General features: G+C 47.5%; 13 protein-coding genes and 1 pseudogene. 10 read left to right on the forward strand and 4 right to left on the reverse strand.

The features are described from left to right. Position 1: 1 nt before the first annotated feature. Positions 2-502, reverse strand: a complete 501-nt coding sequence (locus AC0YN3_RS26270) for a hypothetical protein (protein ID WP_475777874.1) — start codon at positions 500-502, stop codon at positions 2-4. Positions 503-566: 64 nt separating this feature from the next. On the opposite strand from AC0YN3_RS26270, the gene AC0YN3_RS26275 reads away from it, so the two are divergent. Next, positions 567-950 (forward strand): DUF423 domain-containing protein, encoded by a 384-nt coding sequence (locus AC0YN3_RS26275; protein ID WP_475777875.1) that lies wholly within the window; start codon positions 567-569, stop codon positions 948-950. 160 nt (positions 951-1,110) lie between these two features. Continuing rightward, positions 1,111-3,012 carry a putative bifunctional diguanylate cyclase/phosphodiesterase gene (locus AC0YN3_RS26280; protein WP_475777876.1) on the forward strand — a complete coding sequence of 634 codons (1,902 nt, stop codon included), beginning with the start codon at positions 1,111-1,113 and terminating at the stop codon, positions 3,010-3,012. Positions 3,013-3,261: 249 nt separating this feature from the next. Here AC0YN3_RS26280 and AC0YN3_RS26285 read toward each other — a convergent pair whose 3' ends face one another. Next, on the reverse strand, positions 3,262-3,804 hold the full coding sequence (locus AC0YN3_RS26285) for a hypothetical protein (protein WP_475777877.1): 543 nt from the start codon (positions 3,802-3,804) through the stop codon (positions 3,262-3,264). A 164-nt stretch (positions 3,805-3,968) separates the two neighbouring features. Here AC0YN3_RS26285 and AC0YN3_RS26290 point away from each other — a divergent pair, with 164 nt between their 5' ends. Beyond that, complete coding sequence (locus AC0YN3_RS26290; protein WP_475777878.1) at positions 3,969-4,274, forward strand: YunC family protein; 306 nt, start codon at positions 3,969-3,971, stop codon at positions 4,272-4,274. 78 nt (positions 4,275-4,352) lie between these two features. On the opposite strand, the gene mtnA is transcribed toward AC0YN3_RS26290, so the two are convergent. Both mtnA and mtnK read right to left on the reverse strand, forming a co-directional pair. Then, positions 4,353-5,408, reverse strand: coding sequence for an S-methyl-5-thioribose-1-phosphate isomerase (mtnA, locus tag AC0YN3_RS26295; RefSeq protein WP_475777879.1), 1,056 nt, complete (start codon positions 5,406-5,408; stop codon positions 4,353-4,355). A 24-nt stretch (positions 5,409-5,432) separates the two neighbouring features. Next, positions 5,433-6,644, reverse strand: coding sequence for an S-methyl-5-thioribose kinase (gene mtnK, locus AC0YN3_RS26300; RefSeq protein ID WP_475777880.1), 1,212 nt, complete (start codon positions 6,642-6,644; stop codon positions 5,433-5,435). Between the two features lie 144 nt (positions 6,645-6,788). Here mtnK and AC0YN3_RS26305 point away from each other — a divergent pair, with 144 nt between their 5' ends. The 7 genes and pseudogenes from AC0YN3_RS26305 to AC0YN3_RS26335 all read left to right on the forward strand — a co-directional run bounded on the left by AC0YN3_RS26305 (position 6,789) and on the right by AC0YN3_RS26335 (position 13,949). Continuing rightward, a complete protein-coding gene (locus AC0YN3_RS26305) occupies positions 6,789-7,373 on the forward strand; it encodes a DUF1802 family protein (RefSeq protein ID WP_475777881.1) in 585 nt (194 codons plus the stop codon). A gap of 284 nt (positions 7,374-7,657) precedes the next feature. Next, on the forward strand, positions 7,658-8,437 hold the full coding sequence (sufC, locus tag AC0YN3_RS26310; RefSeq protein ID WP_475777882.1) for a Fe-S cluster assembly ATPase SufC: 780 nt from the start codon (positions 7,658-7,660) through the stop codon (positions 8,435-8,437). Between the two features lie 21 nt (positions 8,438-8,458). Further along, positions 8,459-9,766, forward strand: a complete 1,308-nt coding sequence (gene sufD / locus AC0YN3_RS26315; protein WP_475777883.1) for a Fe-S cluster assembly protein SufD — start codon at positions 8,459-8,461, stop codon at positions 9,764-9,766. Continuing rightward, the gene (locus tag AC0YN3_RS26320) at positions 9,763-10,989 is read left to right on the forward strand and encodes a cysteine desulfurase (protein ID WP_475777884.1); all 1,227 of its coding nucleotides are present in this window, start codon (positions 9,763-9,765) and stop codon (positions 10,987-10,989) included. The genes sufD and AC0YN3_RS26320 overlap by 4 nt, the downstream gene beginning before the upstream one ends. Then, positions 10,976-11,407 (forward strand): Fe-S cluster assembly sulfur transfer protein SufU, encoded by a 432-nt coding sequence (gene sufU, locus AC0YN3_RS26325; RefSeq protein ID WP_183569276.1) that lies wholly within the window; start codon positions 10,976-10,978, stop codon positions 11,405-11,407. The genes AC0YN3_RS26320 and sufU overlap by 14 nt, the downstream gene beginning before the upstream one ends. A gap of 28 nt (positions 11,408-11,435) precedes the next feature. After that, on the forward strand, positions 11,436-12,833 hold the full coding sequence (gene sufB / locus AC0YN3_RS26330; RefSeq protein WP_183569274.1) for a Fe-S cluster assembly protein SufB: 1,398 nt from the start codon (positions 11,436-11,438) through the stop codon (positions 12,831-12,833). A 335-nt stretch (positions 12,834-13,168) separates the two neighbouring features. After that, a pseudogene (locus AC0YN3_RS26335) lies at positions 13,169-13,949 on the forward strand (IS256 family transposase). Positions 13,950-14,146: the final 197 nt, after the last annotated feature.

A 14,146-nucleotide genomic window follows, 5' to 3' on the forward strand; every position in this document is an offset into this window, starting at 1 on the left:
CCTATTGAACGATATTGGCAGCAAGCGAACCGATGCCCGCTATGAATAAGCTGATACCGCCGACGATGACTGCAACGTTAAGGACAATGCCAATGACTCCGAATATTTTGCGGCGTTTACTGGAGCATGCTGCGATGATCGCTAGAATCAAGCCTACGAAAGCGATGAAGCCGGCTCCGAATATGCATAGAACAGCGATGACCATCGAAGCGAACACGGTTTCTCCAAGCGAATCAAGCGCTGCCTGAACGGCCGCCGGATCCTCGGGATCCGTGATGAGAATGTCTGAGCCCGCAAGCTGATCCGTGAAGCTGCTGCCTGTTACAAAAGCGATGATTAGCAATACAATGGCAACTAACCCAATGATGAAAGCTGCAATGCCGAGACCGGATTGCTTCTTGGGACCGAAGTCTGCAGCCGGCTCGTTGGAGAAAATCGGTTTGGATCCAAAAGGCTCGGTAGGCGAATTTTGATTAGGGAAGTTAGTAGGCTCATTATCCATTTATATCGTCTCCTTTACTAATTACGGTAAAATTATACACAAATTTGAAAGGATTGAAAACTACATGTTTCCAAAATATTTTGCAATTGGCGCGTTGAATGCCGCAATAGCTATCGCTTTAGGAGCCTTCGGAGCACATGGGCTTGAAGATAAAATAACGGATCATTATTTGGAAATCTTCGAAACAGGCGTCCGGTACCATATGTATAACGCATTGGGACTTATGCTGATCGCTTTGTTCGCGAAGCAAATAGGTGCAGGAAAGCTGGTGCTAAGCGGCGGCAGGCTTATTTTTACAGGGATGCTTATTTTTAGCGGCAGTCTTTATATCCTTGCTCTTACGAGCTTTAGCAAGCTTGGGATGGTTACCCCGCTAGGCGGAGTAGCGATCCTCGCAGGGTGGACATGCGTCATTATTGCCGCTATGAAAAAAACAACAAAAGAATAAGCAAATATAATGACATTAAAAGGAATGAAGATACAATACACGGGATAGAAAGTGCATAATAATTCGCTTTAGTAAATATTTCTATACCAGAAGGCATACATCGTTTATAATAAAGCGAACACTCACTTGACTCGAAATAGAGGAAGGACGTTTGTGCGTAATGAAACGGATGGATGGTTTTCCTAATCAAACAAAACGACAGCAACTGAGGCAATCGTTAAATGGGTCATTTATTATTAGTTGCTTGCTTACAGCGCTGGCATTAGTATGGGTTGCTGTTTCTTTGCTGCTTATCTCTAACGATATGTACAAATGGACGGCTGCAGCTATTGCGGCATCGTTATTCGTTACAGCGATAATCGTCTATATAAAACGAAGCGAATCGTTAAGCTTCCAAAACTACCATACGGCCATCGTGGAAACATTGCTAAGATCAGATGCAGTACCGCTAGCGGTGCTTGATAAAAAGGGCAAGTTCATGGAAATGAACGAAGCTTCAAGCCGCACGCTCGGCTATCATCGCTCGGAGCTGCTAGGCGAGCCTATCGACCGTATCGTCGATCCCGGCAGCCGGCCTTTGTTGAACGAAACGTTCGAGAGTGCCCTTCAAGGCGAAACGAAACAAATTAACATCAACATTACACACGGTTCAGGCTTCCCGCTCGAGCTGCAGGTCGTTTGCTCACCGATGATGCAAGAGGACGAAGTAGTTGGCACGGTGATCATCAGCCAAGATTTAAGCGACCGCAAGCGGAATGTGGAACGAATCCGTTATATGGCCTATTACGATGATATGACAGGATTGCCGAATCGAACCTTATTCCAGATGAAGCTTACGGAAACGCTGGCGAGAGCCAAGGAAGAAGATCGGGTAGTTGGCATTTGTTATTTGGACTTGGATCGGTTTAAGCTGGTCAATGCCTCCTTCGGACGGGAGTTCGGCGATATTCTGCTTATGCAGGTTGCCGAGAGGCTTAATCGCGACTTTTCTGACAATGATTTCGCGGCTCGGATGGAAGGCGATGAATTTGCCTTATTGTACTGCAACGTGCAATCGGAGAAGCATTTGCTGGAGTTGTCCAGACAGCTGCTCAAAGCCATTGAAGAGCCATATGAGCTGAGCGGGTTTCCCTTACACATTACGGCAAGCATAGGCCTTGTCACGAACCAAGACGAGAACGATGACAGCTATTCATTGATTAAGAAGGCGGATATGGCGCTCGTCAAAGTAAAGGAAAGCGGCAAAAACGATTGCTTGCTCTATTCGGACAGCTGGAGCAATTCTTCGCTTGAGCGGCTTACGCTGCAGCATGAAATGTACCGTGCGATACAGCGCAGTGAGTTCGTTCTTCAGTATCAGCCGCAATATGATCTTGGATCGGGAACGATGGTTGGCGTTGAGGCGCTCGTCCGTTGGAATCATCCGCAGAGAGGCATGATCCCGCCAGGAAGCTTTATTCCGTTAGCCGAAGAAAGCGGAATGATTGTTCAAATCGGCGACTGGGTGCTTGAGGAAGCGTGCCGGCAAAACAAAGCGTGGCAGGAAGCCGGACTTCCATTCATACCTGTATCCGTGAACTTATCGATCAGACAATTCGTGCAGAACGATCTAGCAAGCAAGGTATCCGATGTACTCACTAGAACAGGCCTAGATCCCAAGTATCTTGACCTTGAAATCACCGAATCCATGACGATGGATGTCAGCCATGTATCAAGATGCTTATTGGATTTAACGGAATTAGGCGTCAATATTAGCGTAGATGATTTCGGTACGGGGTATAGCTCCTTTCATTATTTGAAAAACTTTCCAATTGACCGATTGAAGATCGATCGCTCTTTTGTACGTGATATCCAGCAGGATCCGAACGATGCCGAGATCGTCGCTGCGATCATCGCAATGGCGCATAACCTTAATATTCAAGTTATCGCCGAAGGAGTAGAAACAGAAGGGCAAATGGAATTTTTGCGCAAGCACAAATGTGATGAGATGCAGGGCTTCTTCTGGAGTCCACCCGTTTCAAGCGATAATATCGAACAGATGCTTACCCCCGGCTATGTATAAAAGAAGGTGATTCAAAGGCTAGCTGCCTCTTGGATCACCTTTTTTTCGAAATATAAGTCTTATGTGTTTCACGCGATAAAGTATTGTTCTATTTCTACGAGAAACGGATGCCTTCCTCTTGCTGAGGATGGCATCCGTTTGTTCTTGACGTATAGGGAAATATATGGATTTGCTTGTCCTTTCTCTATACGTTTCGCCGAAACGACTGCGTCTGTTGAAAGGACGCCTTTAGGCGTTTCTACTTATTCATCAGTAAAAAAAGTCTTCAATTTCATTCATTCGGAACGTATAAACCTGCTTTTCGTCAACGTGGTACACGGTTATGATATTTTCGGATTCATCCAAATTGATAACCCTGCAAGGAATATTTAACTTGATGCCAAGCCCTTTGTTGACAATGAGCCTTATTAACGTGTTGTTTTTCATGATCGATTTAATTTTATCATAGTAGCTTAACTCGTCTAACGATTCAGTCTGGGGCTTGTCCGTTTGTTTTGCGGGCTTTTTTTCATCTTTGCTTGCGGCTGCTGCAGGCTGCTGCTTAGAAATGATAACGTTTTCAATGGGTTTCGGCAGAATTGGGATGTCAAGGATCTCCGCAGCGTTCTTTTTCCGCTTATCGATCTGCTCTCCCAGCTGAATGCCGGACAAGACGCGGTAATCAATGAATCCTGAACGGTTGAGTGATTGAAGCAGCTGTTCCAAAGCTTCTGCGTTGTTTTTCCCTTCTACAAGTACCTCGATGTTGAAAACAAAGGAAGATTGGCGTTGGGATGAGCTTTGTTTTTCCATAGGACCTCCGGACTGTTTGATGTAGTACTAATATACCACTAAAAAGAGGTTTCATGTAATGCCATTAATGTGCATTTAACCAACACTGCCAAAATATTTCTTGCATATAATGAGGTTGCAGTGCATTGCCTCTTACTATGCGGTTTGAAGGGGGTGGATCCTATATGATGCGGATGGTTCCTTTCACACTTGAGAATGGAGAAACCGTTCTTGGCGTTGAAGTGAAGCTGCCCAAAACAACGCTGCTCGCGATTATGACGGATAAAGGATATATTATGTGCGGCGCGCTGGACGTATCGCTGCTTAACGAGCGTCTCAAGGACCGGGAAATTTTGGCCGGGCGCGCCGTTGGCGTTCGAACGCTTGAAGAGCTAATGGCTGCCCCGTTGGAGTCGGTTACAACCACGGCAGAGTCAATCGGAATCGTAGCAGGCATGAAAGGCTACGAAGCGCTTCAGTTAATGCTGTAAATCGACAGTTAACAGCCCTAATCCTTCGGCTTGGATGTCGCTAAGCGAAGGATTAGGGCTGTCTTTATCAGCAATAAATTAGGATTCGAATAGTTTGCGCAGGTTGACATCGTACGGTGCCTCAACGATGCCTTTCTCCGTAATGATTGCAGTTACATATTCATTAGGCGTAACATCAAATGCCGGATTATATACTTTAATGCCCTGCGGCGCGGTACGCTTGCCGAAGCCTTCAGTAATCTCCTCCGCGCTGCGTTCTTCAATCGGAATTCCCGCGCCGGTCGGCGTGTTCAAATCGATTGTTGACAGCGGGCTTGCTACATAGAAAGGGATGCCATGCGCCTTCGCCAGTACAGCAACGCTGTAGGTACCGATTTTGTTAGCCACGTCACCGTTTGCCGCTACCCGGTCCGTTCCTACGATAACCGCATCGACCCAACCTTTAGCCATGATCATGCCTGCCATATTATCGCAAATGAGCGTTACATCTACGCCTGCTTGCTGTAGTTCAAAGGCTGTCAACCTAGCACCCTGTAGGACTGGACGGGTCTCGTCGGCATATACGCGCAAGGTAATGCCGCGTTCCAGCGCTAAGTAGAACGGTGCGAGCGCAGTGCCGTATTTGGCTGTCGCCAAGCCTCCGGCATTGCAATGTGTAAGCACGCCCATGTCATCTTTGAATAAAGACAACGCATGCTCGCCAATCATCCTATTCGTTTCCTCATCCTCGCTTTGGATCGCAAAGGCCTCGGATAACAAAGCGGCTTTGCATTCTTCGAGCGAGATGCCCTTTGCTGCGAAGCCGGCAGCGGCAGCCTTCATGCGGTCAAGCGCCCAGAACAAGTTTACTGCGGTCGGTCTCGACGTTGCCAAATATTCGGCTTGCTTGATTACTTCCGCCTGCCATGTGTCTAAGGACTGCTCATTACGACTGCCAAGCACGACTCCGTAGGCAGCTGAAATGCCGATGGCAGGCGCACCCCGTACTTTAAGATGGCGAATTGCTTCCCATACATCCTCTGCCGTTAACAACGGCAAATATACAATTTCCTCGGGTAAAAGCCGTTGATCGAGCAAATCAAGCCTATCTTCTCTCCAAATCACGGATTGCAAGCCAGCATAGTTTATTGTCATGATGTCAAATCCTCTCTGTCTATTTCAGTTATTTGCCTGCGATAATGCGATATCGATAACTTCTTCAATGGATTGCGCTCTGCGGTTGCTTAGGATTAGCGACGTTCCGATTGCAAGCGCCAAGCGCTGGGCCTTCTCCTTGGAAGCCGCATCCGGAATACGGTCGATGTCTACGACATGTGATAGTCCGACTATTCTGCGCACGATTTTACAACCGGCAAAGCCGATCGTATCCTGCAGCACGCGCTGCATGTAATAATCCTGATAACCGGGAGCGGAAGAAGCCAATCTGTCCAGCCCATGCTCATTCCACAACGCGCGGAATTTGCGGTCAAACAGGTTCCATACATCTCGTACCGTATCGGTTAAATATTGGCGGAATTCCGCTCGTTGGCCTGCATCAGCGATCCAATGCTCTTGGCCTGCGAAGTTAAGAAGCAAATTCGCGATTACCGCGCCGATATCGAAACCAATTGGACCGTAGTATGCGAATTCCGGGTCGATTACCTTGGTGGACTCAGGCGTAACGAATACGCTGCCGGTGTGCAGATCTCCGTGAAGCAGCGCTTGCGCGTTCGTTAGAAACTTATCGCGAAGAATCGCAACTTCAAGATGGAGCTGCTCATTCTGCCACAAAGCTTCGGCAGCATCGCGAATGGCTGGGTCGAAGCTGTTGTTCGGAGAATCCGTGTACGGATCATCAAAAATCAGGTCTTCGGTTATTTTGCAAAGCTCCGGATTAATAAACGCTTTTACCTGAAGCTTCTTCTTCTGCTGATTCATGCCTAAATCGGAAGTGAAAAATAAGGTGCGGGCAATGAAGGTAGAGATGTCATCCGCGAATTTCGGATAGCGCGTGCCTCCGATTAGCCCTTGACGCATAATAACATGATCGCTAAGATCCTCCATAATGGTCAAATAAAGCTCAGGATCATACTTATAAACGACTGGTACGAGGCCGGGAGCGAGCTCTCCTTCTAATGAAAGCTTCTCGCTTTCGATGCGCGCGCGATCCAGCGTAAGCGGCCAAGACTCGCCTACTACTTTAGCATAAGGCAGCGCTTGTTTCATAATCAGGCTCTTGCCGCTGACGGAGTCCGTTATGTGAAAGACGAGATTTAAATTTCCGTCGCCGATTTCACGGCTGGATAGATTTGCTCCGCCCGGGAAGAACCCGTCGAGGGATGATGCTATTTCTATTGCTTCTTGCTCCGTTAATGGATGATATGCAGACATGGCTGTCCACCTCCGAATTATAGTTGTCGGGCAGCAATGCCCAGTATTCATCTCAACATAGTATAATGTATATTATTTCGCCTTGGAATACTTTCGTTTGATATAATATGTTCAATTATAGACTAGATGGATAGGGGATGCACAATGGAGACGCCAAATGAGCTTCAAAACATCGCTTTAAAGGAATGGGCCGTCAGCGTAAAAGCGCTTATTGAAGGGACGCAGATCATCGTCATGCGCAAAGGCGGAATTATAGAGGAGACGCGCGATTTTCAGCTTTTGAGCCCGAACTTCTATTTAATGCCCGCATACGAGCACCAGAAAAAGCATCTGCTTAAAGACGCCTATAAGGACGAGCTGGATGATACGCTGGAAGGCTGGTCACTGGACAGCGAGACCGTACAGCTTGATGCATATGCTACCGTCGTTATGGATATCGAGGTAACCGATCAGCAGACGCTGGACCGTTTGCGGGATCTGCATATATGGACAGACGAATTTGCGGAAGAACGGCTGCGATGGAAAAAAACAAAGCCGCTGCACGTACTGGTCCTTCGCGTATACCGTTTGGAGATTCCAGCAGAAATAGCTAACCTTCCCGCTTATAATGGATGCAAATCTTGGGTAAGACTGGAAGAGGAAATAAAACAGCAGGCGCACATCCCCGTACTAAATGATGAAAAGTTTCAGGCTGAAGTGGACAAGGTTAAACAGGCACTGAGCCTATAAAGCATGGGCATGATAGGAGGCGTGCATTTCTAATTGAGAATTACAGACGGGCGGCATATATTTTTTCTGCCCGAAATAAACCCATTGAAGAGCTGTATTTCATTGAATTTTCAGTGATGCAAATAGACAAAATCAGCTACTGCAAGACAACTCGCATTGATTTATAACAAAAACTATATTAAAATGATTATTGAGAATCATTGAGAATCACTCTATAATAGAAAGTCTATTCTATTTAGATGTGACTGAGCGAATTAAACCAACCTTGGAGGGATCAGCATATTATGGCAACGCATTTTGTCATCGAGGGCCTGAAAGCGGCTATCGACGGAAAAGAGATTTTAAAAGGAATCAACCTTGAAATTAAAGGTGGAGAAATTCACGCGATCATGGGCCCTAACGGTACCGGTAAATCTACGCTGGCATCCGCTTTGATGGGACATCCTAAATATGAAGTAACAGAAGGCACTGCCGTGCTTGACGGTGAAGACATTCTAGAAATGGGCGTTGACGAGCGTGCGCTTGCAGGCTTGTTCCTCGCAATGCAATATCCAAGCGAAATTCCTGGCGTAACGAATTCCGACTTCCTTCGCAGCGCATTGAACGCACGTCTTGGCGAAGGCAACGAAATTTCACTCATTAAGTTTATCCGCAAAATGGAAAGCAAGATGAAGGAACTTGAAATGAACCCTGAGTTCGCTCACCGTTACCTGAATGAAGGCTTCTCCGGCGGCGAGAAAAAACGGAATGAAATTCTTCAAATGATGCTGCTTGATCCTAAAATCGTCGTGCTTGACGAGATCGATTCCGGTCTTGATATCGATGCGCTTCGCATTGTATCGCAAGGCGTTAACGCAATGCGCTCGGAAGATCGCGGTTTCTTGATTATTACTCACTATCAGCGTTTGCTTAACTATATTACCCCTGATTACGTGCACGTGATGATGCAAGGACGCATCGTCAAATCAGGCGGCCCTGAGCTTGCGGAGCGTTTGGAAAACGAAGGTTATGATTGGGTTAAAGAAGAACTTGGCATCGTAGACGAAACGGTCGGCCAGGCTTAAGCGGAGAAGGAGGCATAACGGATGAGTACACAATTAACTACTCCGACAACCCGCCAAGCTGCTGAAGCACTGGCACGCAGCAAAGGCGAGCCGAACTGGCTTGTCGAGCTGCGCGGAGAATCGGCTGAGCTTGCCGGAACATTAGGCTGGCCTAAGCCGGAGAAGGTTCGGATTGAACGTTGGAATTTGACGGCAGTAGGCAGCTACGAGCAGCCGACAGCGGTTAGCGCAACAAGCGAGCTTCCAGAGGTCGTTCGCGAATTGATTACAGAAGGCACTGAAAACTTGCTTGTGCAACGCAACTCCGGCATCGTCTGGAAAGAGTTTTCAAGCGAATATGCCAGCAAAGGCATCATTTTCACAGATTTAGAGACGGCGTGCAAGGAGCATGGCGAGCTCGTTCAGAAATATTTGTTCCAAGCAGTAGCGAAAAATGAAGATAAGCTGACAGCTCTTCATTCCGCATTGTGGAATGGCGGCGTATTCGTTTACGTTCCTAAAAACGTAGAGGTTGAGCTTCCGTTGCAGGCTATTTTCTACAACGATTCTGCAGAGGCGACGTTCGCTCCGCATATTCTAATCGTTGCAGACAGCAACAGCCGGGTTACTTACGTAGACTGCGTAGTGTCTGAGCCAGGCGCTGGCAGCGCTCCTTTCGTACACCCATCCATCGTTGAAGTGTTCGTGAAGCCAGGCGCTCATGTTCGTTTCAGCTCGATCCATCATATGGGCGAGACCGGTGTGGATCTGTCGATCAGACGCTCGGTCATTGAAAATGATGGGCAAATGGAATGGATTATCGGTGATTTGAATGACGGCAACACGTTGTCCGACACCAAATCCATCCTAAAGGGAACCGGATCAACTTCGGATGCAAAAGTAATTAGCGTCGGCAAGAACGCGCAGCAAAACAGCTTGACGACACAAGCCGTTCACTTCGGCAAGAGCTCGGACAGCAACATGGTTACCCGCGCGGTTATGAAAGATTCAGCTTCGGCGATCATTAACGGAATTACAAAGATCGAGAAAGGCGCGACGAAAGCGAACGGCGTTCAGACTGAGAAGGTACTCATGCTCAGCCCGAAAGCCCGCGGCGACGCCAACCCGATTTTGCTTATAGATGAAGATGACGTAACTGCCGGACATGCGGCAAGCGTAGGGCAAGTTAACCCCGAGCAGGTCTATTACCTGATGTCGCGCGGTATATCTAAGCAAGACGCTGAACGTTTAATTATTTACGGCTTTTTGGCACCGGTCGTATCGGAAATTCCAGTCGAGGCGGTTCGCGGTCAACTTCAGCGTTTGCTCGAAAGGAAGCTTGAGGGATGAATATAAATGCGATTCGGGAGCAATTCCCGATATTGCATCAAGAAATAAACGGGCATCCGCTCGTTTATCTGGACAGCGCGGCATCTTCGCAGAAGCCGCGCTCCGTCATTGATGCGGTTAATCGGTACTATGAGCTGGATAACGCGAACGTTCATCGCGGTGTGCATACGCTTGGTTCCAGGGCGACTGATGCCTATGAGGGAGCGCGCGAGAAGGTCGCCAAGTTTCTAAACGCAGGTGCGCCCGAGCAAATCATTTTTACGCGGGGGACAACGACTGCCCTGAATTTGGTCGCTTCCAGCTATGCCCGCGCCATGTGCGGCGAAGGCGATGAGATCGTAATAACGCAGATGGAGCATCACAGCAACCTTATCCCTTGGCAGCAAGCTGCGAAGGCGACGGGAGCAACCTTGAAATATATTCCCATGCAGCCTGATGGTACCCTCTCATTGGAGGATATCGAGAAAACGATCACGCCGCAGACTAAAGTGGTGTCCGTTACTTACGTTTCCAACGTACTCGGGTTGATTAATCCAATCAAGGAAATCACGCAAATCGCACATCGCAACGGCGCTATCATGGTGGTAGACGGGGCGCAAAGCACGCCGCATATGAAAATCGATCTCCAAGATTTGGACGTGGATTTCTATGCTTTTTCCGGTCATAAAATGTGTGGTCCTACGGGCATCGGTGCATTATATGGCAAGAAGGCGCTGCTTAACAAAATGGAACCGATCGAATACGGCGGCGAGATGATTGATTTCGTTGATCTATACGAGTCCACTTGGAAAGAGATCCCTTACCGCTTTGAAGGCGGCACGCCGATTATTGCAGGCGCTGTCGGACTTGGGGCAGCAATCGACTTTTTGCAGGAAATTGGCCTTGAAGAAATTGATCAACATGAGAGACGTCTGGCTTCTTATGCATTCGAAAAGTTATCATCACTCGATGGCGTCACTTTATATGGTCCAAAGGAAAACCGCGTTGGTCTCGTAACCTTCAATTTAGAGGATGTGCATCCGCATGACGTTGCGACGGTGCTTGATTCCAAAGGAATTGCGATTCGCGCGGGGCATCATTGCTGCCAGCCGCTCATGAGATGGCTGAACGTATCGGCAACGGCCCGAGCAAGCTTTTATTTATATAATACAGAAGATGAAATTGACCGCTTAGCCGATGCCTTACTACAAACAAAGGAGTTCTTCGGTCATGCAATTGGATGATTTATATCGTAGAGTTATAATGGATCATTACAAGAACCCTCGTAACCGTGGAACGCTGGATGAAGAGTCCGTAACGATAAACCTGAACAACCCAACTTGCGGCGATCGGATTTCGCTTCAGCTCCAGGTCGTTGAAGGTAAAGTAACGAACGCGAAATTCAGCGGCGAAGGCTGTTCGATCAGCATGAGCTCTGCTTCCATGATGACAGAAGCGGTTAAAGGAAAAACATTCGACGAGGCGCTTGAAATGGCTGAGAAGTTCTCGGCGCTAATGAAGGGCGAACCGGTTGAATTTGATGAATATGAGGAACTGGATGCACTTTCGGGTGTAAACAAATTCCCAGCACGGATCAAATGCGCGACGCTCGCGTGGAATGCTTTGCGCAAGGGCATCGAGCAGCAGCAAGAATCACATTAAACAAGATTGAAGAGGAGCGTGAATGACCATGGCTAAATCAATGCCGGAAATGGAAGATTATAAGTATGGTTTCCGTGACGAGCACAAAGCCGTATTCGAATCAGGCAAAGGGTTAACGGAAGAAATCGTTCGCACGATTTCGGATATTAAAGGCGAGCCTGCATGGATGCTGGAATTCCGTCTGAAATCATTGGAGCAGTTCTTCAAAATGCCGATGCCTAAATGGGGCGGCAACATGGATGAACTCGATTTCGACGACATTCAGTATTATGTTCGTGCATCGGATAAGCAAGGCAAGACTTGGGAAGAGGTTCCTTCCGAAATTAAAGAAACCTTCGACAAATTGGGAATTCCTGAAGCTGAGCAGAAGTTTCTAGCAGGCGTCTCGGCTCAATACGAGTCCGAAGTCGTATACCACAGCATGCAAGAGGATCTTGAGAAGCAAGGCGTTATCTTCACGGATACGGATACGGCGCTTCGCGAGTACCCTGAGCTGATGAAAGAATATTTCGGAACGATCATTCCTCCGAACGATAATAAATTCGCAGCGCTTAATAGTGCGGTATGGTCAGGCGGAAGCTTCATCTACGTGCCAAAAGGCGTGAAATGCGAAGTTCCTTTGCAAGCTTACTTCCGTATTAACTCGGAGAATATGGGCCAGTTCGAGCGTACGCTTATTATCGCGGACGAAGATAGCTCCGTTCACTACGTTGAGGGCTGTACGGCACCTGTATACAGCACCAACTCGCTTCATAGCGCGGTTGTTGAGATTTTGGTTAAGAAAAACGCACGAGTGCGCTATACGACGATTCAAAACTGGGCTCCAAACATCTACAATCTCGTTACGAAACGTGCGGTAGCTGACGAGAATGCTACGATGGAGTGGGTAGACGGCAACATCGGCTCGAAGCTTACGATGAAGTACCCAGCAGTCGTTCTACGCGGTCGCGGTGCGAAAGGCATGGTATTGTCTATCGCAGTTGCCGGCAAAGGCCAGCATCAAGATGCGGGCGCCAAAATGACTCACCTTGCGCCGGATACAAGCTCCACGATTATCTCGAAGTCGATCAGCAAACACGGCGGAAAAGTAACTTACCGCGGTCTTGCTTCCTTCGGTCGCAACTCCGATGGCGCGAAGGCGAACATCAAATGCGATACGCTCATTCTTGATAACGAGTCGACATCCGATACGATTCCTTATAATGAAATTATGAACGACAACATTACGCTTGAGCATGAAGCTACTGTGTCGAAGGTTTCTGAGGATCAGTTGTTCTACTTGATGAGCCGTGGTCTAAGCGAAGCTGAAGCAACGCAAATGATCGTAATGGGCTTTATCGAACCGTTCACGAAAGAGCTGCCGATGGAATATGCGGTAGAAATGAACCGTTTGATCAAGTTTGAGATGGAAGGTTCTATCGGGTAACCATATCATGAGGAAGGCCTTGCCTGCTGTGATTAATATCACGGTATGCGGGGCTTTTTTTTATTCAGTTGTAAACCATTTGAAAGCACCGTGATACCATTATGATACCGTTTTTTTTAAAATTCGCACATCACTAGTGATTTCATTCCGTGTATTGGTGGCCATAAGTGTTGGCAGCTTGCTGAATATCATCATATCGCAGGAGCTTTTTAACAAGGCAAATGTCGACACCTTTGTTGATGAGATATGAAGCATAGCTGTGACTAAGGTGGGGAGAACATATGGGACCGTGGACGAAAGAGCAACTGCGAGCGTTTATTAAAGAGAATAAACTGATGACAGCTCAGGATGCTCAAAGCGCCTTGAAGGACCTCATTGCTGAGACGATCCAAGAGATGCTGGAGGCTGAGATGGATACGCATCTGGGCTACGAGAAGATAGATGTGAAAACCAAAGCGACGACGAATAGTCGAAATGGGAAAAGTCGTAAGACGGCGATGAGCGAGTACGTTGAGCAGGAAATCGCTGTTCCACGCGGACCGTCAAGACGAGTTCGAACCGCTCGTTATCAAGAGAAACATCAATCCAACGTAAGAGGCATTGAAGACCAAATTGTAGCGCTTTACGCCAAGGGTGTATGTACGCGAGATATTCAGAATCATTTGGCAAACCTATAGCATCACCGTCTCGCCAACGCTCATTTCTAACGTGACCAACAAAATGGTACCACATATTAAAGAATGGCAGAACCGTCCGCTGCAAGGCGTGTATGCGGTTGTCTTTCTCGATGCCATTCACTTTAAAGTGAAGCAAGATGGTGCCATTGTGAACAAAGCAGCGTACATGGTCATTGGCATTGATTTGGACGGAAACAAGAATGTGCAGGGTATGTGGATCAGTGAGAACGAGTCGGCGAAGTTCTGGTTCAGTGTGCTCAATGATCTGAAAAACCGCGGTGTACAAGACATCCTCATCACATGCGTAAACAATCTGACCGGCTTCTCGCAAGCCATTACCGCCTGCTATCCGTTGACTGAAATTACAGAAGTGCATCATTCAAGAGAAACCTGCCTTACGCTAAGGATATTCTTAAACGTTACAAAGCTGATGGTTTAGATGAGCCATGGGAACTCCGTTAAGAAGCCGCCAAGAACGCAAAGCCGATCAGGAAAACCACAGATTGATATTGTATCTGAGAATTATCAGTGGGGTGAGAAGCCAACAAAATTATAGCTAAATCATATATTAGTGACGGGGAGAATTGATGACAGGTTTGAATGTATGGATTAATTAAGTTCTTATGGGTGATAGAT

The sequence above is a fragment of the Paenibacillus sp. J22R232 genome (assembly GCF_056269165.1).